Below are 24933 nucleotides of genomic sequence, written 5' to 3'. Positions count from 1 at the left end.
TGACAGAAGCAGATATCCTACTCGTGCCGGTTGCGCCTCAAGGCAGGTTCAATGCGATCGAGTACAACTCCTGGATGCTTACGTCTTCGAGGAGGATGGGCGATCCGTCCGGTGCCATGCCCAGCCAGGGCGCGAAGAAGCCAGCTCGGCGAAGGTCTTTGAGAGTAGCCCAGAGTTCGAGCTTCCGGTCGCTCAGGCGCACACGGTAAAGGGCCGGGTCGGAACCCAGGTTGGTATCGAAGAAGAGCGATTTGCTGTCCGGTGACCAAACGACGTCATTGATGTTGGAGTGCGCCAGATCGCTCCATAGGCCCTTCTGCATGTCGTAGAGACGGAGCGTCTGGTTGTCCTCGGTCACGGCCGAAAGATACCGGCCGTCGGGCGACCAGCGCGCGGTCCATAGACCCTTCGAACCCGGTATGGGAGTCGAGCTTCGATCTTCGAGGTGAAAGATCTCGATATCGAGCGGCTGCTTTCGCGCCTCTGCCGGGTCGAGGAGATGTCCGAAGGCAAGGGCCTTACCATCCGGCGACCAGGATGCGACCCCCTGACCTCTCGACTCGGGCACCAGCACCTTGACCTCGCCTCCGTTCGCGGGAACGGTGTAGAGTTGCCAGTCCGATCCCGGGCTCGCTGCCGTGAAGACGATAGTTGAGCCATCCGGCGACCAGTGCGGAAAGCGAGCGACTAGCGGTGCCTGCGTAAGTTGAACCCGGCCAGAGCCGTCGCTGCGGCTCCGCCACAACGTCCCCTCAGGATAGGCCGTCCAGACGATGCTTTCGTGGTCCGGCGAGAAACTGACTCCCTCGGCGGAGATGCCGCCGATAAAAGGCTCAGGCCGACGGGTTGCGGGGTCAATGCGCACCAGGCGGCCGTGGAGCTGCTCTCCAATGGCGAAAAGATGCTTGCCGTCTGGACCGGGCAACGGCGCAATCCATCGATCGAGCGGAGCCGCGGAGAGATCGAGGGATTGCTGGGTCCATCTGCTTCCGATCCCGCCGTCTTCGGTCCGTATACGGATCTTGCTATTGCTCGTCTGAACTGAGAGGTAGACGAAGGCTCGACCGCTCTTCGTCCAGGAGCCACAGCACACGTGATCACTATCAGCCTGGTCTGCGAAGAGTTGGTGAAGGCCTCCGCCCGCGCTGTCTACCTCCCACAGCCGATCATGGAATCCCTGGTAGCTCTCTGAGAAGCGGAGACGGCTCCCATCCGGGGACCATCGCGGCCAATAAGCCAGTCCCCGGACCGTGGCGACCTGGATCGTCTTCCCGTCGGAAGAGCGGACAAAGACATTGCCGAGCTGGGAGTAGGCCAGCTTGCCGCCGTCGGGCGACCAGCTTGCGTCTTGTGCGCGAAGGTTGAAGACCGGCGAGCCTGTTGCTGACGAAATGTCCTGTCCCAGCAACGGCTGGTTGGCATCGATCGGCCAGTTCGCGCCAAATAAGAGAGTGCCGGGAGAGCCCTGCTGGAACCCGACCACATGCACCCTTGGCGACGGAGCCATGCCGTACGCGATCTCGCCGCCTTCGGCTGAGACCTGGGCCAGAATGCTCTGATCGCCGATCACCTCCGTGAAGTAAAGCGCGTTTCCGACTGGCACGAGAATCGAAGGTGTATTGAGCAGGTCTTTGGTTCTTCCATCATTCGTGATGCGTCGATAGGCTCCAACTCTTATGCGAGTCTTCCAGCGGAGTGCGAGACCAGATCCGGCGACGAGAAGGAAGATGAACGCTGTGATGAAGACCAGTAACAAAGGCTTCGTCATGCGATGGCCTGCAGCCGGCGAAGATACCTGGGCCTCGATCGGACTCGCTAAGTCGTCGACCAGTCCCGGCAAGCTTGTCGAATCGGAGTTTCCCTCTTCGAAGACCGCCCTGGCCGGTGCTGATGTCTCTCCCTCCAAGGGAACATCCTCACGCCGGATCGTACCGGCAAAGCGGTAGCCGCGCCTGGAGAATGTCTCTATATAAGATCGGCCCTCTTCTGAGGTGCCGAGCAGCTTGCGCAGAATGAAGATGTTCTGGGTAAGATTCCCGTCCTCGACAAAGCTGTCGGGCCAGAGCGCCTTCATAAACTCCTGTTTGGACACGATCCTGCCCTCGTTCATGACGAGCAGCTCGAGAGTCTCGAAGACCTTGGGCGATACCGGGACCGCCTCACCCTCTTTCCAAAGCACCCGTTGCTCTGAGTCGAGGATGAAGTTGTTGAATACAAATCGCATGCTTGAAACAGTTTCCTACACCTTTGAGAAATCCTTGAGAAAACATTGAGGATTCCCTGAAGATCTTCCGCCGCTTTTCCTCTATTCCTCATGGTGACGACAAGCCGGACTTCGTTTCGTCCACCAGTTTCGTCGTCCAGACGGTGGTCCACTCACGAGATGCCGTATTTGTAGACGACGCCTGACTCATGCACCGGAAGCACGCTTCATCCAAGGGAGGAACACCTTCATGTCTGAACTCATCTCGTTCGGAATTCTCGCAGGTCTTGCGTTTTGGGGTTACGGTTGTCACTGTGTCATTGAGGCGCGAGCCGCCCAGACCGCTGGCGACCGTCCCCCCGCCCGGATCAACCCTGTCCGTCGGATGCTGACCCGGACTTCAGTGATCGCGGTGTTGATCTCAACGACTCTGGCACTCACGGCTTCCGCCCAGACTCGGCCGGACTTCTCGGTGGACTTTACCAACTGCTCGGAGTTCGCGGGCGAAGGTCCGATCTCGCTCGCGAACGCAGCTCCCCTGGTGCCGAGCGACTTTGTCATCAACGGTGCCGACAAGGGAACCGCAAACATCGTCATTCGCGCCACCAGCTGCGCTTCGGTCGCCGTGAATGGTCACAGTCCTCGGCCAACCAATCTCTCGCAGATCGGGATCAACATCGTCGCACCCGACGGCACCGGCGACATCAATAACTACACGCTCGTCTACGTGAGCAACAACCCGGCTTTGGTGGAGAGTTTCCTTGCGGCAGGCCTGCCAGCGCGGTTCGATCCGCAGTTGACCTACGAGTACGCCGCACCATCCAGCGGGAACGGCAACTTGTTCGTCTCAGCAGCTTCGTGGAACCTGCCACCTTATTTCATCTATGGACCGGAGACGGCCCCGCCGGCAAACTCTGCAACTGTATTTCTGGCCAATTGGTGGTACGCCCCGCGTGAGGGGTTGAAGATGCGCCAGCAAACGCTGTTCCCAGCGATCAGCTTCGGCACCTCGTCGGTTACGTTCTACACGGCAGCGGACTCCGAGCTGGGCAAGCTGATCGGCGGCAATACGTTCAGCAACTTCTCCGTTCTTGCGCTACGCGGCGTCTACCCCTCAGCGCACATGGACGTCACCGTTTCTCGATGATGCCGACACCACAATTTCTCGGCGACATTTCTAACAGCTTATGAGGGAAGTCTTTTGGGAGTAGCGTGGGGATTCAGCCCCACGAATAGGATTAAAGGAATAAAGGGCTTCAGCCCTGGGGTCGTTCGTTCGTGGCTGTGATTGGGCCTTTCAACTAGCCCTTAGAGCAGCATATGCCGATGACTCGTCGTTGCAAGACCATAGCTCGGGTTGTTGAGAATGTCTTCTCCGTAGGGCGATAGAGCCGCGGAGGTTCCGTCTGTGCTCAACATGCGCGCCGCGCACTCGTCCGGCCCCCACGACCAGGCGAGCCAACCGGTCTCGTGATGGAAGAGCGTAGATAGCAGCGCCTGGTAGGTGAATCCGTTTGCCGGGGTTACACCTTCGCCGGTGCCATCCAGACAGTAGAAGCCAAAGACCGTCTGGCCGTCTACTACCTCGTCCTGCCGATTCGCGATCTCCCCGAAGACGATGGGGAGCGCCGCATTGACGCATTGCTGGATAAAGGGCATCCCATCGTATCCGGCCCAATAGGCGTGTGCGCTGAGCAGGATATTTTGCTGCGGGTCAGACTCGATGAGCTGTTGGCCAACTGCGAGGAAGACGTCGAGCGACGTGCCGCAGTCCGGCGCATCGACCATGATCGGACAGTTCAGCCCTTGACTCCGAATACTCTGGAAGGCCGTGGCGTAGTCCGCGCAATACGCGTCGAGAACCGCCTGCGAATCCCCTGCCCAGTGGTAGAAGCCCACCTCGTTTGCCAGATTGATCACGAGGTACGCGGCGTGTTTCGCCAACACCGCGACCACATCGCTCGAAGTCCACCAGGAAACAAGTTCCGAGTTGAGCAGACTCGTATCCGCCGCGCATGTAAGATCCGCCAGCATCAGGATCGGGATCATCTCTGCCTGCGCACATTGCGTCAGGACGTTGTCGAGATCAGACAGAGAGTAGGCCGGGCGATCTGCATCCCCGTAGTTCACATACCACTGGATGCGAACGGCGTTTGCATGGCTCTGCGCTACTGCGGAGAGATAGTTCGATGGAGGAAATGCCCAATCATCGAGCAGCGGAAGATTGACTCCGCGAAGTATGACCTTGGTTCCGCTGCGGCTTAGCAAGAATCTTCCTGAGGTATAAAGCGTGTCGCGCTCGGGCATGGGGCTCCAGTATCTCCTGTGAATCTTCGCTATAAGGTGTAACTGGTGACGAAGACCAGTCTTTGCGCAGACGAGGGCGCCGCTCCCGCTACTCGCCCCGGCGCATCGACCGGCCAGTTTTCATACTCCCGTACCACGATGCGCATGGGCTGTGTGCCGCGAGCGACGGGCAGCGTGATGGCCCTGATCCAGTGAGTTACAGGGCTCGGGAAGCGGGTCACCGGCACCAGAACCACCTCTTCGCCCGGCATCCACAGAGGTGAGCCGCTTGTGCCCTGGTCGATCTCAAGCTGGGCCTGGAAGCTGTTGCCGTTCGGATTCACGGGACCGGTGACGACGATATTCGCGGTGAGCGGCGCTGTGGTTTCAAACACCAGACTCATGCTGCGGTCTGCTGCGATCTGCACGAAGTCCGCAAGAACGATCTCGGAGCAGGAATTGATCTCCTGGCCTGAGTTATAGGACTGGTAACGCGTAAGCGCCAGCCGCAGAAATGGGAAGTAAGCCTGTCCCGTGTCGATCTCGATATCGGCGTACCAGCGGCCATTGTTGGGGGTCGCACCCAGATCGGCCGGCGCAGTCGGATTCGATGGATCGGGTGGCTCAAACTGAACCGGAAAGGCAACCACGGCGACACCCGTGTCCGCAGCCTGAAAGTGATAGCCGGGAAACGAGCCGATGTCGACGCTCGGGGCGAGCGTTCCCCCGGGAAAGTGCTGCGGCAGTGGTGTAAACGGCGAAGGGATGGCAACGCCACCAATCGCTGGGTCGGCGCCCCACTGCGTGACATAGGGCACATAGGTAGCCGGGACCTCGGGCGGTGCGGTCGGTGGGGCAGGGGGAGTGGTGACTGTGGTCTGAGCGACCGGACCGCCACCTCCTCCAACTCCGCCGCCTCCGCCCCCGCCGCCGTGGATAGGCGTGCCACCACCGCCATCCGCCGGCGGAGGCGGAGCCGTCACAGGGATCACTACACCCAGTTGCTCACCGTCGCCGGACGCGTACCAGGGCCGATCCATATAGACGCGAACACCACAGGACCTCGTCTGCGTCGGGTTGCCGCTTCCGTCGGTACTTTGCTGCCAGCCGAAGAGCGGCACCACGTAGAGCACCTTCGGCGCAGGCGGCCAGGTGGCGGTGGGCACGTTGAGGGTCAGCGGCAGACTGGTCTGGCTCACGTTTGCCGGGTCGTCGGTAACGGACGTTGGGAAGAACTCCATGAAGCGTGTCGTGGTCACCACCGTATAGGTCACCAATCGAGCCTTGGTGTCATGGAACTCGTGCTCGACGAACGGTAGCGCGGAAGAAGGGAACTGCCCTGCGGTATACCAGGCCACGTCACTTAACGACACCATGCCCTGGGTTACGCTCCCCTGGTAGCTCTGCTGATAGGGCGCATTGACGCCGTCATCGACCCACTCCTGCCAGGCAGCAAGAACCTCGGCCTTGCCGGTACTGGCTGCGTCGAGGCTGATCGTGCTGAACATAAGCGCGAAGGTGCCCGGCCGTGTCATATAAGTACCGGCAGAGAAAGCGGAGACGATCAGCGGCCGCTGCACAGCGTGGACCAGGTTGACGACGCGCGACGGAGTGAGCTGAGACGTCCGGCCATTCAGCGCTCCAGTCATGGCGTTCGGAATGCTGGCCACATTGATCTTGCCCGAGGCGATCTGGCTCCAGTAGTCAAACAAAAGCAGGTTCGTAGCCGAGAGTCCCGCAGTCAGATTGATGCTGTAGGTCGTAGCCTTCGGCAGACTCACCGTAACCGTGTGACCCACCGGATCGACGACGACACTGAACGCGCCCTCCTGCAGGATGAGCCGCGACGAGTTCAGTGCAGGCCACGTCCCGTCGAAGGCGAGCATTGTTACCGGATCGGTGGGCGTGGTGGTCGCTGGAGTGAAGTCGAGGACCGCACCGGTCACGGTCGGGTCCGGCAGATAAGGCACAGCGGGCGGAGTCGCCCCGTAAGGCTGCGCGGAGAACGACGCATTCAGCCGTGCCACGAAGGTTGGATCGCTGAACAGCGCCGGATTGGGCTGGCCATTCAGGTCAAGTGCGCCATGCCATTCGGCCATGTGCAGCGAGGTGGACGGTGGCGCAATCAGGCGCTCAGCGTCCCCCGGTGCTGGTGCGTTCCAGTCGCTGCGAAGCACGACCGTCCCGTTGGTCTCCCCGGGCCCGGCGGAGTCGCGCATCAGCAGCACCGGCGGCGGTGCCGGCTCATAGCGCAGGAAGGCTCCCAGGCTAGTGGTGAACTGTGCATCCGTCGCCGTCGTAAGCGGCAGGCTGTATCCGGCGAGATCCACCGTGCGTAGGCGGCAGTTGTAGCTCTGTCCGAAGCGGAGCAACGGCAGCGTCCCCGGCTGCGCCGCTGCCGTAACGGAGAACTCCAGGTTGCTCGTGCCGGCAGCGGATTGGTCGAGCAGCGTGCCGTCCTGGCCGGACATCTTGCCTGGGCGCGGTGCTGAGAGACTCCAGCCCTGCCAGAGGAAGATCGTCTCATGCGTCCAAAGACTTGCCGCAGGCCCGTCGAGCGCGGGGTTGAAGGCTTGCAACTGCGCCCAGCCTTCATCGTTCCACTGCAGTTGGCGTCCGCTAGCGGTGAACGTGCAGGTCCCGACGCGCTGGTGCAGGGAGTACCACGTGGTAGAGCCCGCCGGCTGCATGTCGACGCGGAAGCCGCGTACGAGCGTCTCCGCACTGACTGTCGGAGCCTGCGGTGTGGCCGACGTGGCCAGCGCCGCCTGCATCTGGAGCATGGTGGTGAGGGTGACGACGAGGCCGTTTTCGCCGCTGCGTGCGAGTCCGAGCCCTGCGGTGTTGGGCGCGGGTAGCGGGGCGGGAGTGGCCGTCGCATCGAGCGCCACCGCGCGTTTGAACTGTGCCGCCTGCTCCGGGAGCAGGCTTGCCAGAGCCTCGAGTCGCAGGCTCAGGGGAACGCTGTAGTCCGGCGGGATGGCGAAGTAGCCGTCTGCGAGATCGGGTATTGCGCCGGACGTGGCGAGGCAAAACGTCGGAGCTCCGGCATCGTAGGTATAAAGGGTCTGCGGCGTAACAAACGAGTATCCAGCAAACGCGGGACTGGCAGCGGGAGACATTGCCATCTGGCTGTTGGCCACGCCGATCGCCACAACGTCGCTCACCGGCAGCGTGAAGTCGAGGATGAGTCCGAGGGCCCGCATCAGCGCTGGGTAGCGAGAGATGGCGGTAAGCGCCGCGTGAAAATCAAAGGAAGGGGCGGTCAGCGGCTGCGCAGGTACGGTCTGGTTCTGCGTAGCGGCATTATACCGTGCCGCCGCACCCGCCGAGAGCTGGCTGTAGTAGTCATCCATCTCAGCAAAGTGCAACATCTCTGCCGTGAACCGGCCCGCGGACTTCGCCGCATGCTCCTCAAAGTGGGACGGCTTCAGTACCTTGTGTTTGGCCCGCAGTGTGCGGATGGTAGTCCGCAGCTCCACGCGCTCCGCTTCGGTGTCCGGGACAAGGTGGGCCAGCCGGGAGGCGTTTGGGCCATTGGAAACAGTACGTGCCGCGGCGGCCGGAACCGCCTCCAGCACGGGCGGATTCTTGCCCCGGTTGATGCCACCGCCGTAGACGGGCGTCTGGTGGTACACGCCCAGCACCGACCGCAGGTTGGTCTGGACGGAGTAGCTCTGTGTCGTCTGTGCCGCGACAGCCGCGGCCGCTCCGCTCGAAAACGCAGCAACCGGCAGCGTGTCCGGAAAGACCAGCTTCCACAGCGTTGAGTCGATCGCCGCTGGATTGGGTATCAGCGTGGCGCTGTCGATGCTGGCGAAGGTGACGACGAAGCTCGACGCCGCCATCAGGTCCGGCCACAGCGTCGCACCGTTGAAGAGCGGAAAATCCGCCATGGTCGCGACCGGATCGGCGGAGACTAGCTGCGGTGTGGCGACCAGCGAAAGATTGACGCTCTGAGAGCCGTCCGTCGCCCACCCTGCGGGGAGGACCGTCCATGTAATCTGCCCAGGTGCTGCTACTGCCATCGGCTGCCTTCTTTCTGATTCGGGTAACGCTTCGGTGCTTCAGGCAAATGCCTGCGTATAGGTAGTCCAGTCGGCCGGACTCATGATCTGGTCGCGGGGAATCGGCCAGGGCGGAGTCGCATCGAGTGGCCGCGCGTGCTCCAGCAGCGGGACCGACGGCAGCTTGACGGGAAACTGCTTGCGCAGACTCAACGAAACGGATTGATGGAAGAACAGGACCGAGACCTCCACGGTGACCGTGCACTCGCCCCACAAGATGCCCGCCTCCGGGGCGTACGTGACGCCGAGATAGAAAGAGACGTGCAGCGTGATCAGGTCGAGGATGTTCAATTGGCCATCTGCACGCACGTAGCCACCGAGTAGCGGACCTTGTCCCGAAGTCGAGGACGACTGGAAGAACGCACCCAGCATGATCGAGACCGAACCGCTGGCCACGCCGAGGTCGAGCGAGACGCTGGCCCCTGCCTGTGCCGAAAGCGTGATCGCGGTGTTGAGCAGGTCTGAAGCATCCACCAGAAAATAACCGCCGCCGCCGAGCAGGTCGACCGCGAGATCGAACGGGTTATCGGGGCCGGCGTAGTGGAAGTGGAACTCCACCGGATCGGTGCTGAGCGAGAGGATCACGTCGACGCCGATGGCGATGCCGCTCAGGTCGAAGATCCCCATCCCCACGTCCGGCACGGCGAACTCGAAGCTGAGGGTGATCGCCGCGTCATCGACCGAGATGGCCGGGCCGCTATCGAACAGCGCTTCGATCGCATCGAAGAGGACCTGCAGGAAGTCGATCTGCCCGGTCAGGACGAAAGGCGTCGCGGACAGACCTACTTTCACGGTCGGCTTCTTGCCGGTTGTCGAAGTGAAGGTCAGCGTGTCGAAGTTGATCTGGACCAGATCGAGCACGTTGAGGCTGAAGTTATTGACGGTCGCAACCATCGTGCTGACCGGAGCACCGGCAGGGATCGGTGCCGGGACTGGCCCTGGCAGCGGCCCAGGCGTAACCGGCGTGGTGATCGTGCTGCTAAGCGTGATGCTACCGGCCAGGTTGCCATTCAGCGTCAGGCTGACGAAACCGCCCGGCACGTTCCAGGTGTTCTGCTGCGAGGCAACGGTTGCCCCGCCGGTCGTCAATCCCGTAGTTGACGTCTGCGGCGGCCAGGACAGCGTCGGCAGCCAGTTCATCGTCGCCACGATCTTGGTCGGATCGCTGGTATCGACCTTGACCTGCGGAATGTGCGTCGTATCGAAGGACGTGAGGCCTTCGACCGCGCCGACCAGATCCGTGAATGGGATCAGGTTCAACAGCTTGGCGTCGCTGGGGAAGAAGCTGGCCGGATTGAGAGCGCCGGCAAGCAGACCGGCGAGCGGGGCGGTGGGGTTGCCGGGGTCGCCGGTAAGCGCCCCGAAGGTACGCGACAGGCCGCTGATGGCGAGCGAGGGTGCGACCAGCCCATTCGCCTTCGCTCCTGAGAGTGCCGCAGCGATTGGACTTGCAAGCCCCATGTAGGCATCGACCGGATTGCTGCCGTCGGTCAGTGGATTGAGGTACTGCGGAAGATAGCTGACGGCCACGTTCGACGGGGCGGCAGAGGTCAGCAGGCCCACTGCGGGGAGGGTCACCAGCGCCTGATTGAGCGAAGGATAAAAATTCGATACGGGAGCGGCCAGGTTCCACGGAACGCCCGCCGGGATCAGGCTCGAAACCTGCATGCTCAGGTTGGAGATAGCGTGCGTGGTGTCGCCCAGAACGTTTGAGGTAGCCAGTGCCAGCTTCTGGCCGTTCAACACCGCCGTCGAGAGCGTAGATATCTGGCCTGGAACAAGGCTGCCCGTCGGCAGCGGATCGGTATGGGGCGTGACTTGCGCTGTAGCCGCAGCCGTCGAGCCGGTGTTGAAGGCATTCAGCGCAGCGGTGATCAGAGCGTCCGATGAACTTGCATCGACGAAGACGGCCGCCAGATACGTGTCCGCGGTCTTTCGCGGCGGTTGCGCCAGTTGGTCGTTATCATAGACGCGTGCGTGGAACAGGAACGGCTGCCCATTGACATAGGGCACGAAGGCAGGTCCCGTACCGTCGCCGGGAACCGTGATGACCCCGGTCGCCTGGTCAATCGCGGGCGTGATCTGCGTCAGCAAATCGACCTGCGTCAGCACCGCGTCTCGCAACATGGGCGCGCCGCTCGGCTGCTGCATGTAGGTGCGCGTGACCTCGCCCACGACGATATACTTCTTGGTCGAGAGATAGGCCGTGTTGCCGGCATCGCTCGAGAAGCGCCGCTCGGCCACCTCCACCACCGAAGCCACGTGCCCCCACGGCAGCAGATAGCCAACGGTAACGGCGCGGATGTACTGGTCGCGTCCCTGGCTGATGAGCTGCGTCCAGGCCGAGAGGGAGTGACCTGCGGGAGGGACGCCAAGCGGCCAGACCGAGCGCAGGTCTGCCCACGCACCGAGCGGACTGAGGATCAGGTGATCGACCGCGATGCCTGTGCCAGAGAGATTGGTTTGCCCGGTCTCGTAGACGATGTCCTCGCGATTGGTGGCCGTCAAGGCTTCGTCGGCAAACGCTGATCCCGAGCCGGGGGTGTCATAGGTCCAGATGGCGCGGGCGTTCTTCTGCAGCCCGCTGCGCTCGTTCACGAAGAAGCCGCTGCCATCAGAGCGGCCCTGCTGCACGCCGAGCCGCGCATGCCAAAGCGGACTGGTTGCTGCGTCCGGCGCAGGGGCGGTTGGCTGTACCCATCCCGCGTCAGGATCAAGCGCCAGATCCAGCCGGTAAGGCAGTTCAAGCACCATGGCCGAAGCCGGATCGGGTTGTGCGTTCGATCCCGGCTGTGGGCTGATCAGCGTGTTGCTCGTCCAGTCGAACAACGTCTCCGCGCTGAGCGGAACAGCACCCTCCAGCTGCAACTCCATCAGCAGCGAAGTAGCCCCTGCCATACGCGCGGTCACCGGCGGCGGTCCCAGCGTCCCCTGCGGCGTGTTGTCATCGTTCAGTGGATAGGCATTCTCGCTGATGTGCTGCGGCGGCAGAGTGACCGTCACGAAAGGCGTCAAGTTTTGCGGGTCGCCGCCCCATTGCACGAAGGAAAGCGCGCCTCCGCCAGCCTGTTGCACCCCGCAGTTCTGGAAGGTGATAGACCCGATGGCCATGTCGACCGTCCGCGTCACCTCCATGCTGATCCCCGTCAGCACCACTTGGGTCGCACCGGCCGCGACCCCTCCCAGAATGACGTAGTTGGCATACTCCGGGGCGATGGGCGGCGGTGTCGTCACCAGCGCAAGGCCGGTATTTCCAGTCCACGCCAACGGCCGCGTAAGCGCGTCGGGAAGCGAGCAAAGCGCCTGCGCGATATTGAGAAACGCGTTGCTTGCGGTCGCTGGACTCGTCGAAAAATCCAGGGTGACCCCTCCGGCTATGTTGCCGGTCGTCGGCCAAAGTGCGATCGACCCCGTGGTGAGCGGGGCCGGATTGAGTGTCGCGAACCCCGCGGACAGGAGGAGCGAGGACGTCGTCCCCGTATCGACAAAATTTATCTGGCAGCCGATGAGCGAGACCTGCACCGGAGCGCCAGTCGCATCGCCAGCAAGCGCAAGTCCCGAGGCTAGACTCAGCGTGTACTGCGTCTGGGTCGCCGCGGTCGCCGATAGTCTTAGCTGAAGAAATCCGACAAAGCTCAGATTCGCGGAGACATCCTCGCCGGCCAGGATCAAAGCGGTGTCGAAGCTGCCGCCACTTGCCGGCCCGCTCAGCGTTCCAATCGTAGTCGCTGACCCCGGTGGCAGCACCAGCCATCCCTCCGGCTGTTGGATCGTAAATGCCGTTTGAAAAGCGGGTGCTGGAGCCGGAAAACTGAGGACCACGCTGCCCTGGGTTGCCGCCACGGTCAGCGTCGCCACGCCGAAGTTGCCGATTGCGGTCGAGTCGACAAGAGCCACCGGGTTGCCGTCCAGCCCGGAGTAGATGTTCATGTATCCAGGGGCAATGTCGATTGAAGCGGTGAGCCCGGCTCCGGAGTTGAGGGTCGCCGAACTTGACTGCGGGAGGCTCAGGTTCCCGGCTGGAATCGGCGCAGTGACTGTTAGATATCCCAGAAAATCGTCGTCTTCTCCGTCGAAGGACAGGCCGCCAAAGGTCTGCGAATAGTTAATCGAGGGAAATCCTGTGCCGGGGTCGTCGCTGTTCGAAGTTTGGATGATGACCATCGAACAATCAGCAGGAATGTCGGTTCCGGCGAAGCGAGCGCCGCTCATAGTAATCGTGATCGTCGTATTCGTAATCGTTGTGGCTGGCGCCAGCGAAGGAGTCAGACCGGCGACCGGCGGCTCGATCTGTGGGAGTCCGCCTCCAGGCGGTGGTGGTGGCGGGTGAATCGTGTGCGAGGTCGTCTTGACCGTCACGCTGACGACTGGAGGCGTCCCCACCACGGATGGAGGGAACATGGTCTCCGAGATGGCCCACACCTGTATCCCATTCTCATTGAGCATCTGAGCTGAAGTCGGGGTGTAGACGAGGGTACAGGGGCCTATCTGTACGCTGGTGTTCGCCTTGGGAGTAATCTCTGCCATTCGCGCCTCAATCCGAACCTGTCAGTGCGGCAAAGCTACACAGCGCAAGGCAGAATGGTCTTCAAAATCGGCCTCAAGATTTTCTCAATGTTTTCTCAACGCGGTGCGAGAACGGCAAAGGCCGCCGCAGCTGGATCCGCAGGCACAGCCGGGCTGCGTTCCGAGGTTCGTTTAGAGAGGCGGCGACGCGCGGTCAGCAGGCTGAGCCCGCTTGCGGCAGCTGTTTGAGACGATAGTGATCCCAGATCCTCTCCCAAGTAAGACTTGGTGGGCGACCTGGTCGACCAGGGTTGTGTTGCACGATGTTCACTTCATTGCCTTACTCAGGGCCTGTCACCCTCAAGCCTCGCTGTCGGCCATCCTTCTGTCCAGCCAAGCGTGGAGATATGGAGCGCCGGATGGCCATCCTCTCCGCTGTAGGCGTGAAAGACGATGATGTCCTCTTCGGGAAGATGCAATAGCGATTCCCCGCCCGGGCCGAGCCATACTTTGTTCCCTGCCAGCAACGGCGATCCCCCACCCTCCAGCATCGGAACCCCAGCGCGATCGAGGTATGGCCCTGTCACGCTCTTGGAACGACCCACGTGGGTGCTGTAGGTGCTCTTCAAACCACGGCAGCAAAGATCCCAGGATACGAAGAGATAGTAGAAGTCTCCGTGATGAAGGATGAAAGGCGCCTCAATGGCCTCGGTATCGGGAGGCAGGTCAGGGCTGCGCGGCTGTGTGAGTCCGCCGTGTGTGCGGGCGGCAAGCGAGTACACCGTGGTGTCCTTCGTCGACAGGAGACCGGTCTTCCGATCGAGATGCCGCATCTTGATGCCGGTCCAGAAGCTGCCGAATGAAAGCCACGCCTCGCCCTTGGTATCGAGGATCAGGTTCGGATCGATCGCGTTGAAGTCATTGGTGGCGAGAGAGCGCAACACCAGCCCGTGGTCGACCCACTTGTACCTGGGGCTCGCCGGGTCGAGCGTCTCGTTGGTGGCGAGCGCGATGCCGGAGGTGTTCTTGCCGAAGACAGAAAAGGCGTAGTAGAGGTGGTACAAGCCATCGAAGTAGGAGACATCGGGCGCCCATAGCTCCTCGGTCTTCGGACTCATCTGTTGGATCCACTCCGGGATGGATGGGAAGACAGCCCCACAGCGCTTCCAGGCATGCAGGTCTTTTGAGCAGCGAATGGGAAACTGCGGCAGTTGAGCTGTATGAGGACGGACGTACTCCGTCTGCGCCTGTCCGGCGGCCGGCGCGGGGGGAGGAGCTTCGCTCTTATCTGGCCTGACCGCCCCTGTCGCGAAGACATAGTACGTTCCGTGGTCGACGGCGATCGAGGGATCGTGCGTACCTGCGAACTGTCCGCTAAGGATTAAGGCTTCAGGAGCTGTGCTCTGATCCTGCGCCAGAGCTCGTCGACCGGACATGCTGAGCACTACGAACACTGCCAGGAAGCTCAAAGCCATGGTTGCAATGTTCTTTCGGCACTTTCCAATCTTTTCCATCTAATGTCTCCCTTACATTTGGCGCATTCGGTTTATCTCAATAACTCAGGAAAAACGGCGTGGCTCAATTTGCGTCCGAGACAACGCATATTGAAATTCGACTAATTCGCCCCGGTCACTTGTTCTTCAGGCTTTTGAGGCTATCCAAAGCGCGCTGTAAGTCGGCCTTGCGATCCAGCCGCTGATACACCCGAACGAGTTCGTAAAGATCTCTTTGCCGGATCATCTCCGAGGGCGAACTGGCCAAAGACTGTTCCAGACTCTTCGCTGCTTCCTCGTATTTACCCAGCTTCGCCAGACCAAATCCCAGGTAGAAGAGAGTTGGTGCCGCGGCAGCATGGGCTTCAGCGGCCCGTTGCAGCAGCGCCACTCCCTGAGCAGCATCGGCGGTCTCAACCTGAATCTTCCCCAGGTTGTACAAAGCAATGGAGCTGTCCGGATTGAGTGCAAGTTCCGCCTGGTAGGCCTTTACCGCCTCGGCTGTATGACTCACTCTTTGTTCCTCGTCACCAAGAGCCTCGTACAGCTCCGGGTCTCGCGGCGCCTTCTTGATCGCAGCCTGGTATTCGTCGATGGCCTTATCAGGTTGGTGCGACTCCGAATAGATCTCTGCCTGCGCGCGATGGACATACGCAGAGTCGCCATCGATCGCCGCGAGCGCGCGGAAAGCTTCCTGGGCGGCGAGGGTGTGTGCCCGCACCTGGTAATACAAAACACTCGGGCTGGCAGGCGAAAGAGTCCCTGCCTGATCGAAGGGCACAGCCGCCTGCTTCGGATGGCCAGCCTGCAGTTCGATGATCCCCAGCCAGGTGAGCGCCTCTGTACTCTTCGGCTGAAGCTTGATCTCCTGCCGCAGTTGATCCGCAGCTTCGTCGAAAGAGTTCATTTGAAAAAGCGCAATGCCGTCGAACATGTGCGCGCTGGGCAGGGAGGGATTAAGCTCGCTCGCCTTGCTGAGAGAGCGGACGGCGTCCTCCAGCAGGTTCTCGCGGAGCTCCGCTAGTCCGATCCCGAGATAAGCGTCCGCGGAGGCAGGGTTCGCCTGAAGCGCGCGCCGAAAAGACTCTTCTGCTTCTTTTGCATCTCCTCGTCGAAGCGCGGCGGCGCCCGCATCCATCGATTGGATCTCCTGCGCGTCTTGTGCGGCGCCTGTCGCGCCTGTCGAAAGGAAGATAGCAGTCAGGATGGAAGCGCACACGGAGACGCGGAAGGTCATGGCTGCGCCTCGGGATTGAGGATGGTTATCCTCGTTGCGGCTTCTTTATTGTCTTTCGCTGCAAGCTGGGTCGCAAGGTCAAGTTCTCTTCGCGAAGCGGAAGCATCCCCCAGGCGGCCCAAGGTAAGTCCTAGATAGTAATGCCCTGGCTGGTAGTCAGGCGAAGCCAGGGTCGCCTTCACAAGCCACTTCCTCGCCTCGTCGTATTGCTTGAGTTTGAAATAGGCGATTCCCATCCCGGCCAAAGCGCCACCGTGCTGCGGATCTCGTTCCAGAGTCTTCTGGTACTGCGCCATCGACGCCTCGAACTCATTCTGGTCCAGCAACGCCTGACCTAACTCGTAGTACGACTCGCTCTGCTTTGGCTGGATCTCAATGGATCTTCTAAACTCTGTCTCAGCCTTGGAAAATTGAACTCCCTGGAGATAGATCTTCCCCAGGCCATAGTGGGCAGAAGCATCGTCCGGCCGAACCTTCAGGTACCGCTTCATCTGCTCCTCCGCCGGCTCGAGCCTGCCAAGATGCAGGTCGGTGCGAGCCAATGCGTAGTACGTGTTGGGATCGACCGCCCCAAGTGTCTCGAGGTGTTCGAGCGTCTTCGCGGCTTCGAGGTAGAGCATGATCTCGTCTTCAAGAATGCCGAGATCGAGCAGAATTCGCGGATTGTCCGGCTCAGCCCTTTGCGCTCGGACAAGGATGTTGAAAGCAATATCCATATGTCCCGCAGCACGCTCATGAAGGGCTAGTTGTTCGCTCGTCAAAGACATCCCGTCCTGTGCCTCAGAGTCTTGCGGCCGCAGCAAAAGCACTCTTTCATAGATGTCTCGCGCCTTGTCCAGCTTGCCATTCGTTTGCAGATCCCGTGCCTCCGCCAAGGCTCCCGGAACTCCCGCGACATCGGAGACCTGGCCGAAGAGAAGCGCCGCAAGTATCGGGATAGCTAGATACATAGATGCACAGGCGAATTCTATCTTTGCGAAGATTTGCGGGGCAAACCCCTGCCGCAAACCCTGGCGTCGAAATAGGCGAGGGTGAAGCATCGCTCCACCCTCGTCTACTTCGGTGATCTATCGATGCAAGCCCTAGAAGGTGATCCTTCCAGAGACCTGCATGTTGCGCGGGCCATAGTCGGTATAGGTAGGTATACCGAAACCGGTCTGCGAGATGGAGTCATTCGGGTTCAGAGAGGGTAGCCCCATGCGATGCCGGTTGAACACATCGAAGGCCTCACCTTTGATCTGGAACTTTATCTTCCCTGTGACTGCAAAGTCTTTCAGCAGACTGACATCCTCCGAAAGGTACATCGGTCCAGTAATTGCTTCCGTCTCGCGGGGCAGGTTGCCGAAGGAGAAAGGAACAAACGAGCAGTAGTTATTCGCCGCCTGATTCCCGCAGTCCGAGGAGTAGGGACGTGGATTGCCTGGACCTTCTGCGTTCTGGTCGATGAACGCTGCGCTCTCGAGACCAATCGGACCGTTTGGAGCCGATGGCGGACGATAGGCAGGTTTGAACCAGGATTGGCCGTTGAAGACGCTGGGACCGTTCTTCTTCGCCTTGTACGCAGCACTGGCAAATCCAGTCGCGGCAGCAGGGCCAGCTGTGAACGTGATGCAATTCTGGTAGTAAGGAATGCCAGTCGCGCAACCAAAGCCGATGGGCTGTCCACTCTGATAGCGCTGAATACCGCCAACTTGCCATCCACCGATCGCAAAGTCAAGGAGACGGTTGTTGTTGAGAAACTTGCGGCCTTTACCGAATGGCAATTGGTAGAGATAGCTGAGCGAGAACGTCTGCGGGATATTCTGTGCGCTAACTGCCTTGTCCAGCTTCAGATTGCCCGATCCGGGCGCCTGCTCCAACTGATTGCCGGAGACATAGCTGAACGGAATCGTCGAGTCTGCATCGGTAAGCGTCTTCGACCAGGTGTAGGAAGCCTGCAGGTTGAACCCGTTGCGGAAGCGACGAGCCAGTGAGACGACCATGGCGTTATACGAGGAGTGGCCAAGGTTCTCGAGGCAGCAATCACCCGCGATGTAATCGTACTGTGGGAAAGGACGTAGTGCCTGGCCGAGGGAACCCTGGAAGGTGGAGTATGGAGCACTTACACCGGAGTTCGATCCACCTTGAGGAATGTAGTAGGCCGAGTTGCCCAACCGGTCACCGAGGGCGAACTTGTCCGTGGTGATGTTGTTGATGTTCGAAAGGTCGCCGGAACGAAGGTTCTGCGCCACCTGGCCAATATAGCCAAGCGTGAAGATCAAGTCCTGTGCGAGCTCATCCTGGAACTGCAGGCTCCAGTTGTTGGTCATCGAAGGACGGCCATTCTTCTTCTGAATCACCTCGCCGCCGACCGCGTCGAAGCTGCCGGGGCCGTTAGGCGCCGTCAACTGCGTTGGATCGAGATTCGGTGCGTAGCTGACCGCCGGGAAGCCCACGTTCGAGTTGGTTGGGTCCGCAGGTGAGTTTGAATCAAGGCGGAAGGCCGGGGTGAAGGCGCCACCCGTTGTAGCCGTCTGTCCCAGGAAGAAGGACCTGTTCTGGTTGTAACCGAAGGCCATGGAGCTGCCAAAGTCGTTGTACTGAAGCGGACCAAAGATCGTCGCAAAGCCTCCGCGCAATGCTGCCTTGCCATTCGTACCTGGCAGGGAGTAGGCGAAGCCGAGCCGGGGAGCAACATCCTTATACCAGGACTGCGTCCACGACGAGTCGCAGTGACAGGTGGTGCCAAATTCAAGCGCACCCGGCAAGCCGCCTGCCGCCGCATCCGGTGCAGTCAAGCTCAGATGGGACGTACGGTTAAGTGCCTCATGACGGGGAAGGTCTACGTCGTAGCGAACTCCGAGGTTCAGCGTGAGATTGCTGGTGAGCTTCACGTCGTCTTCAAAGAATCCAGCGAGGTAATGCGAGTTCCACCGTGGATGGTCGTTGAAGACTGCCTGATAGCCATTTCCAACCTCACCGACAAGGAAGCTGGCGAAGGGGTTACCCGAGCCGCAGCAGCTATTGCTGACGCCGGCCGTCTGGTCGCGGTAGAAGTTCAGCGTGTCCTGGTTGTACTGGATTACCGAGTACTGCTGGAACCGGACATCAACGCCGAACTTGAAGCTGTTCCGGCCCTTCTGCCAGTTGATGCTGTCGTTGCCGCGAATGCCGTTGTCGATGTTCTGACCGTTCTGCTGTTGGCCAAGGCTCGAGGGAGCGTCCGGGCTGGGGAACGCCAGGACGGGGAAGAACGTTGAATAGTCGTTGGCCACACCGGCCGACGCAGCGGTATCCGTTGAGCCGAGCGTGGGGCCAAGGTTGATGCTGTTGGTCCGGTTATAGCCTACGTTTAAGTGATTCAACAGGTTTGGGCTGATCGTATAGTCCCAGCCAGCACGGGTGTAATGGGTCGTGAAGGTCTGAGGGTAGCCGTTGTTATTGAACGGTGCCGGTAGGTCCGGAGCACCGGTCAGCTTTGAATTCTGGCGCGTGCTATAGGTCGCAAAGATCTTGCTCTTATCGGAGAGGTTCTGATCGATACGGATCGTATAGGTGGTATTGGTGTTCGGCGCGACACCCGCCTGAGAGTAATTGTTTGTGTAACCGAAGACGTCGGTAGAAGTAGGTGCCTGGTTCGGCAGCGGAAGCCCTTTGATCAGGGTCGCTGCTGTTGGGCTCAACGCAACCGTCGGAATCTTGTTACCAGCGTAAGGCGTGCGGCAGAAGATGCCGGGGCTGATCTGCTGCGTCGTCGACGGGTCGAAGACCTGGTTATAAAGAACTGGCTGTCCAGTGCAGGGGTTTAGGAGAACGTTATAGGCGACTCCGGGGAAGGGCGTTCCGCCAGGTACTGCGGCGCCGAGGATATCGCTGAAGTCGCCGCCACGCTCCGCAGCCGTCGGAACCGTCGAGGTGGTGACGGCACCAAGCTTGAGCTTGTACTGCTCCCAGGCGAAGAGGAAGAAACTCTTGTCGTGGCCGTTATAGAACTTTGGAATCCGAACCGGACCGCTCAACACTCCGCCAAAGTCGTACTTGCTATCCTGCGGTCTCTTGTATTGGCAATTAATCTCGGCAACATTCTGACAATCGAGTGCCTTATAGCCATTGTTGAACCAGTTATTCGCGTCGAACACGTTATTTTTGATGATCGCGTACGCCGTGCCATGCAAGTTGTTGGTACCCGATTTGACCGAGAAGCTTTCAATACCGGAGGTCGTACGTCCAAACTCGGCAGAAGGAGTTGAGGTCGTAACCTTGAACTCCTGGAGCGCCTCAATCGACGGTGAGGTCTCATCGAAGGATGAGCCGTTCTCGCTGCGTTGGATGCTGGCTCCATCGAGTAGGACTTCGGCTCCATATGCCTGTCCGCCGCTCAAGCGCGAGAAGAACACGCCGTTTCCGGTATTGCCTGAGGTGCCACTGCCAGGACCCGTCGTACCCGGCAGCAGAAATACAAAGGTCTCTGGCGAACGAAGACCGCCAACACCGCTTGCGAGCGACAACGGCAGGTCTTCAATTTGTTTGCTCGAAACCGTGCCGCTGATATCGGAAGACTGCGTCTCGATGCGCAGACCGCTCGCGTCCACGGTGACGGATTCAGTTGCGGAGCCTATCAGCAGCTTCACATCGAGCGCGGTCACGCTGTTGATGGTCACCTGGACACCGGTCGCCTTGGCGATCTGGAAGCCTGCAGCCGTGGTGGTTACGGTGTATGCCCCGATGGGCAGTTCGGGAAGACGGTAGCTGCCTGAAGAAGTCGAGATCGCCTCGTTCCGGCCTCCATTGGCTTCATTGACAGCAACGACGCTGGCACCGGGTACCACAGCGCCCGTCGCGTCGGTTACAGTGCCGGCCAGAACGCCGCGTGTCGACTGAGCCTGAGCCATGGGAGCTCCCAAGGCAAGCGCCGCAGCCAGCCCACAGCAGATAAGTTTGATGGTTTTTGCGAGATTCTTCATTCGGCTCTCCTAAAAGTCCTGCTACAGCGTCGCCTCTACATTCGTGACTTTCGGACTTGTTTTCGATCGTTGAGTCCGAACTGTCCAAGTCCTCTACGGCTTTGGCGTGTGCCGCTAAGTTCTAGTGCTCAGCAAGCGTTTACTTAACTTGCCGCAACCAAACCTAGGGAAACGAGGGCAACAATAGGTCACTTGTACAAGCACTGTCAAGGAAAATCTCCACCGAAAGGTTGAGGCTCCTGTCCACCCCTATCGGAGAGCAGACTTCGGCGGGAAACGTTTCCCCGGTTTTGACCCCACTCAATCCGTCCTGCTCAAATCACAACCCCTAGTTAATCGATTTCGCTTTGGATGAAGTGACAAGGCTGCCCATCGGCTGCAGCTCTCCGGCTCGAGCCTGTTCGCCAGGGTACGTACGCAGCCCTGATCCTCTCGTCGGGAGGAGCAGGGCTGCGCCGCTTGCTGCCTTACTGCACCACGGGCCATCCGTCCGACGTAAAGCTGAGCCGGTTGATGCCAAGGGTCGGTGTCCCATTATTGTTGCCGTCGTAGTAGTGGTATACCAATGTTGGAGTCGGCGTGCCGTTGACCGTATCGGTAAACACGCTCCCACCTCCAGGGCCGACGATATTCCCGTGCGTGCTCAGGATGATCGTGCCGCCTGAGTTCCTCAAATCTAGTCCGCCCCGATCCACAAACGGTCCATTCGGACTGGTCGACCGCCCTACGATTGTCCGGTAAGCGCTTGTGGCGCTGCAGCATACGTTGATGGGGCCAAAGTAGAAGTAATACTGCGTCCCATTCACCACCCACGGATAGATGAAGGAGCCTTCCTCACCACCAATTCGCGAAGCGATGATCGGGTAAGGCGTCGGATTCGAACTCAGCGGGAGGCCCGTCGAGGGATCGAGCTGGATGATGTGGATACCATCCTCGAACGACCCGAACGACATCCACCAGTTCCCACTCGCATCTACAAACGGAGCCGGATCGATTGCGTTCCAGGTCGTCGAGGCATTGAAGCTCCACAAGCTGTTGCTTGGAGGAGCCGTGGTCGCGTTCGTCCATGACGAAACCACGAATCCCTTGTCGGTCCAGGGCCCGTAGGGGGTCGTGCTCGTCGCCACTCCAATGATCGCCTCAGCGCCCGTTGAAGGCTCATAGGGGAGGCAGTAGTAGAGATAGTAGGTTCCGTTGTTGTACATCAAGCTCGGCGCCCACACGTCCATATCCAAATTGCCGATGCCTGCCGGCGGTGTCTGCAGTCCTGCCCACGAACTGAAGTCGGGCCCGATGATCGGGCAGTGGTTCGCATCGGTGATCCAGTCTGTACCTTCCGCCGCGGTGCAGGCACCCTTCGGCGTGGTCAACGTGGTGTAGGTGAAGGTCGTCAAGTCAGTTGAGTAAGCGATCGTCTGGTGAGTTCCATACAACCAGTAGGTGCCGTTTGTGTCCTTCAGCATGTAGGGATCGTGGACATAGATGCCTGTCCCATTGACCGCCCTGGGCGCTGGGTAAGCCGCCGTCGTGGTCTTGGTCAGAGTCCACTCCTGGCAAGCGCAGCCTGTGCCTGTGGCCGCGCGGGGTCCCTGGTCGACGATCGTCGGCGAGACCGTCGTGTCTTCCTGGAGGTAAAGATTGCTGTTCACGTTCTGGATCAGGTAGTTCCCGTCCTTCAGCTTGAAATACTGCCAAAGATGGTCGTTCGTTCCGTTGTCTGCATACTGCAGTGCCGCAGCGCCCGACGCCGTGGAAGCAAACTGTATGCCCATCACCTGGTGGGTCAGCATGCTCTCGACGTTGAACTGAAGCTGGTTCGTCCCCATCGGCATGGCGTGCCACAGGGTGTCGGGACCAGTCGAACTCTCGTCCACTAGCGCCGCACCCGCCGCCTGGCTCTGCCCCGCGATCCCCAGCGTCAAGCCGCTGCTCGCGTTCTTCATGGTGAACTGGTAGATGTCATCGATCGAGCTCAACGTTCCCAGGTCCGGGGTTGGCAGAGCCAGCGATACAGTCGCTGATGCGGAGACCGTCGTATCCGCCACGCTCGTTGCCGTCACTGTCACTGTCTGTGCCGTCGTGACCGAGGATGGCGCCGTGTACAGCCCGGCTGTCGAGATGCTTCCCAACTCCGGGCTGATCGACCACGTCACCGCGGTATTGGTCGCGCTCAGAACCGTGGCCGTGAACGCCTGCGTTTGGGCGTCGGTCAGGGTCACAGTCGCAGGGCTGATCGTGATCGACGGATGAGCGGGCACCGTCAGCAAGACCGTCGCCGTTCCCACCACGCTCGGGTTCGCCACGCTCGTCGCCGTCACGGTCACGCTCTGTGGCGTGGCGACGGATGCGGGCGCTGTGTACAGCCCGCTCAGCGAGATGCTCCCCACCGTGGGACTGATCGACCATGTAATCACGGGATTTGAACTGCCAGTAACCGTCGAGGTAAACGTTTGCGTCCCACCCGCCGGCAACGACACCGTCCCCGGCGTCACGGCAACTGTCGGGGTTGACGTCGAAGCCGAGTTCGAGCCTCCTCCGCACCCTATAAAAGCTAAACAAATTGCGGAAATCAGGCCAATGCGAAGAGCAGACAGGCGCATAGAAATTTCTCCTTGAAAGTTGCGGAAACGTTTACTCTAAGGCGCTACGTTTCTACGCAACTTCACACGCGGCTGTCAATTCTTTTCGCGCCGAAAAACTTCGCGCAAATCTCGGTCGAAGTGCTAAATCGATATTGTCGCGGCAAGCTCACTCCGGTGACGAGTGATTCCCGTCCGACGCTGCCGCCAGGTCGAATTGCTTTTTTGCCTCAGCGGACATCCCTCTCCGCCGATATACCTGCCCGAGAAGGAAGTGATAGGCACCGTTCTGGGGAGCGAGCGAGACGGCCTCTTCGAACTGCGCTTGCGCCTCCGGCAGCGCACCACGATTCAAATAGAGATGACCGAGCTGGTCGTGGATATGAGGATCTGCGGGAGCGATCGCGACCGCCTGTGTCAAAAGTGGAAGAGCCTCCCCACCCTTGTCCTGGTGGATGAGGATGATCGCTAGGTTCAGAAGCGGCTGCTCGCTAGGATGAGCGGAGTCTGCCTGCCACGCGATCGCCCGGCGATACTCACGCACCGCATCGTCGATCCGGTTGAGCCCCTCATAGGCCAGCCCGAGATTATTCGCCGCTTTAACACTCTGCGGCACCAGTTCCAGCGTCTTCTCGAAGCACTGAACCGCATCCTGAAAGCGCTGCAGCGAATACCGGATCCTCCCGAGGCTGTACCAGGTATCAGGATCCTTTGGATCGAGCGAAAGACTCCGGCTCATCCAGTGATCAGCGTCGATGAAATCATCGAGCAGCGCGTAGTCCTCTCCAACGCTGCGAAGTTCCTGGGCTGTAGGTGTTCTTAGCTGCGCTGCCCGAGTGAACTCCTGTAAGGACGCCTTCGGCTGATTCAGCCGCATCTCCGCATAACCCAGGAGCGCGTGGGCATCAGCCGAACTTTCATGAGTCGATAGATAAGTTTGAAGGCCGGCCTCCGCGTCGCGAAACTCCCCCGCACCGATCTGGCGCCGGGCAGTTTCGATTGGAGCCGGAGTGTCGATTGGCTTCCACGAGGGTTGTTCAGTCCGGGCTTGTCCTTCCATGGATCGACTAAACAGGAGAGCTGTCGCCATGACCAACCAGAGGCACCTCGATCCGAATAGCAGTGCCGGAGGTCGCGAAAATTGTGAGGTACAGGCCGTCATTCTCATCATCTTCCCACGCGTCACTTCATGTGCCCACTCAAGGCTCAATCGGATTTGGGCAGACGCTTCAAAGTGAAGTAGGTATCCGGGCCTTTGATCACGGCAGCGCCATTCATTCTTGGTTTGAACTAGAGGCCCAAAAATGACCTGCGCCAAAGCCGGGGCTTGCACACGTCGACCCCTGCCTTCGTATTCCAGGCAGTGACGCAACTTGCGTAACTTGTTGATTCTTTGAATGGTCGGGGCGAGAGGATTCGAACCTCCGACCCCCTGCTCCCGAAGCAGGTGCGCTACCAGGCTGCGCTACGCCCCGACTATGGATGGAATTTGCCGGTGAAAGGTGCGCCGCCGCACTGCTCAGGAAGACTCGGAATCTACCTGCTGGCCTCGCCAACCGACACCTTAGTTTACCAGAGATTTCGTCCCGGCACGCGCCACCTGCAGCCGCATCCTATCT

The 24933-nt window shown here is 60.2% G+C and carries 11 protein-coding genes and 1 tRNA gene; 1 reads left to right on the top strand and 11 read right to left on the bottom strand.

What is annotated here, in order from left to right:
* Nucleotides 1-37 precede the first annotated feature (37 nt).
* Nucleotides 38-2224 carry a winged helix-turn-helix domain-containing protein gene (locus OHL18_RS07670; RefSeq protein ID WP_263374223.1) on the bottom strand — a complete coding sequence of 729 codons (2187 nt, stop codon included), beginning with the start codon at nucleotides 2222-2224 and terminating at the stop codon, nucleotides 38-40.
* Nucleotides 2225-2453: 229 nt separating this feature from the next.
* Here OHL18_RS07670 and OHL18_RS07665 point away from each other — a divergent pair, with 229 nt between their 5' ends.
* Complete coding sequence (locus OHL18_RS07665; RefSeq protein ID WP_263374222.1) at nucleotides 2454-3350, top strand: hypothetical protein; 897 nt, start codon at nucleotides 2454-2456, stop codon at nucleotides 3348-3350.
* A gap of 161 nt (nucleotides 3351-3511) precedes the next feature.
* On the opposite strand, the gene OHL18_RS07660 is transcribed toward OHL18_RS07665, so the two are convergent.
* From OHL18_RS07660 to OHL18_RS07615, 10 genes are all read right to left on the bottom strand, one after another.
* Complete coding sequence (locus OHL18_RS07660) at nucleotides 3512-4510, bottom strand: glycoside hydrolase family 5 protein (RefSeq protein WP_263374221.1); 999 nt, start codon at nucleotides 4508-4510, stop codon at nucleotides 3512-3514.
* A 29-nt stretch (nucleotides 4511-4539) separates the two neighbouring features.
* A complete protein-coding gene (locus tag OHL18_RS07655; protein ID WP_263374220.1) occupies nucleotides 4540-8517 on the bottom strand; it encodes a hypothetical protein in 3978 nt (1325 codons plus the stop codon).
* 39 nt (nucleotides 8518-8556) lie between these two features.
* A complete protein-coding gene (locus OHL18_RS07650) occupies nucleotides 8557-13083 on the bottom strand; it encodes a hypothetical protein (RefSeq protein ID WP_263374219.1) in 4527 nt (1508 codons plus the stop codon).
* 323 nt (nucleotides 13084-13406) lie between these two features.
* On the bottom strand, nucleotides 13407-14576 hold the full coding sequence (locus tag OHL18_RS07645; protein ID WP_263374218.1) for an arabinan endo-1,5-alpha-L-arabinosidase: 1170 nt from the start codon (nucleotides 14574-14576) through the stop codon (nucleotides 13407-13409).
* Nucleotides 14577-14691: 115 nt separating this feature from the next.
* Complete coding sequence (locus tag OHL18_RS07640; RefSeq protein WP_263374217.1) at nucleotides 14692-15792, bottom strand: tetratricopeptide repeat protein; 1101 nt, start codon at nucleotides 15790-15792, stop codon at nucleotides 14692-14694.
* Complete coding sequence (locus tag OHL18_RS07635; RefSeq protein WP_263374216.1) at nucleotides 15789-16742, bottom strand: tetratricopeptide repeat protein; 954 nt, start codon at nucleotides 16740-16742, stop codon at nucleotides 15789-15791. The genes OHL18_RS07640 and OHL18_RS07635 overlap by 4 nt, the downstream gene beginning before the upstream one ends.
* 132 nt (nucleotides 16743-16874) lie before the next feature.
* Nucleotides 16875-20735: a TonB-dependent receptor gene (locus tag OHL18_RS07630; protein WP_263374215.1), complete on the bottom strand. Its 3861-nt coding sequence runs from the start codon at nucleotides 20733-20735 to the stop codon at nucleotides 16875-16877.
* Nucleotides 20736-21202: 467 nt separating this feature from the next.
* Entirely contained in the window at nucleotides 21203-23335 is a 2133-nt protein-coding gene (locus OHL18_RS07625; protein ID WP_263374214.1) for a family 43 glycosylhydrolase, read from the bottom strand.
* A gap of 148 nt (nucleotides 23336-23483) precedes the next feature.
* The gene (locus tag OHL18_RS07620; protein ID WP_263374213.1) at nucleotides 23484-24404 is read right to left on the bottom strand and encodes a tetratricopeptide repeat protein; all 921 of its coding nucleotides are present in this window, start codon (nucleotides 24402-24404) and stop codon (nucleotides 23484-23486) included.
* Nucleotides 24405-24712: 308 nt separating this feature from the next.
* Nucleotides 24713-24789, bottom strand: a tRNA-Pro gene (locus tag OHL18_RS07615).
* Between the last annotated feature and the right edge of the window lie 144 nt (nucleotides 24790-24933).

Origin of the sequence: Granulicella aggregans (assembly GCF_025685565.1) — a bacterium.
Taxonomy (GTDB): Bacteria; Acidobacteriota; Terriglobia; order Terriglobales; family Acidobacteriaceae; genus Edaphobacter; species Edaphobacter aggregans_B.
This window is presented reverse-complemented; position numbering and strand designations above follow the sequence as displayed.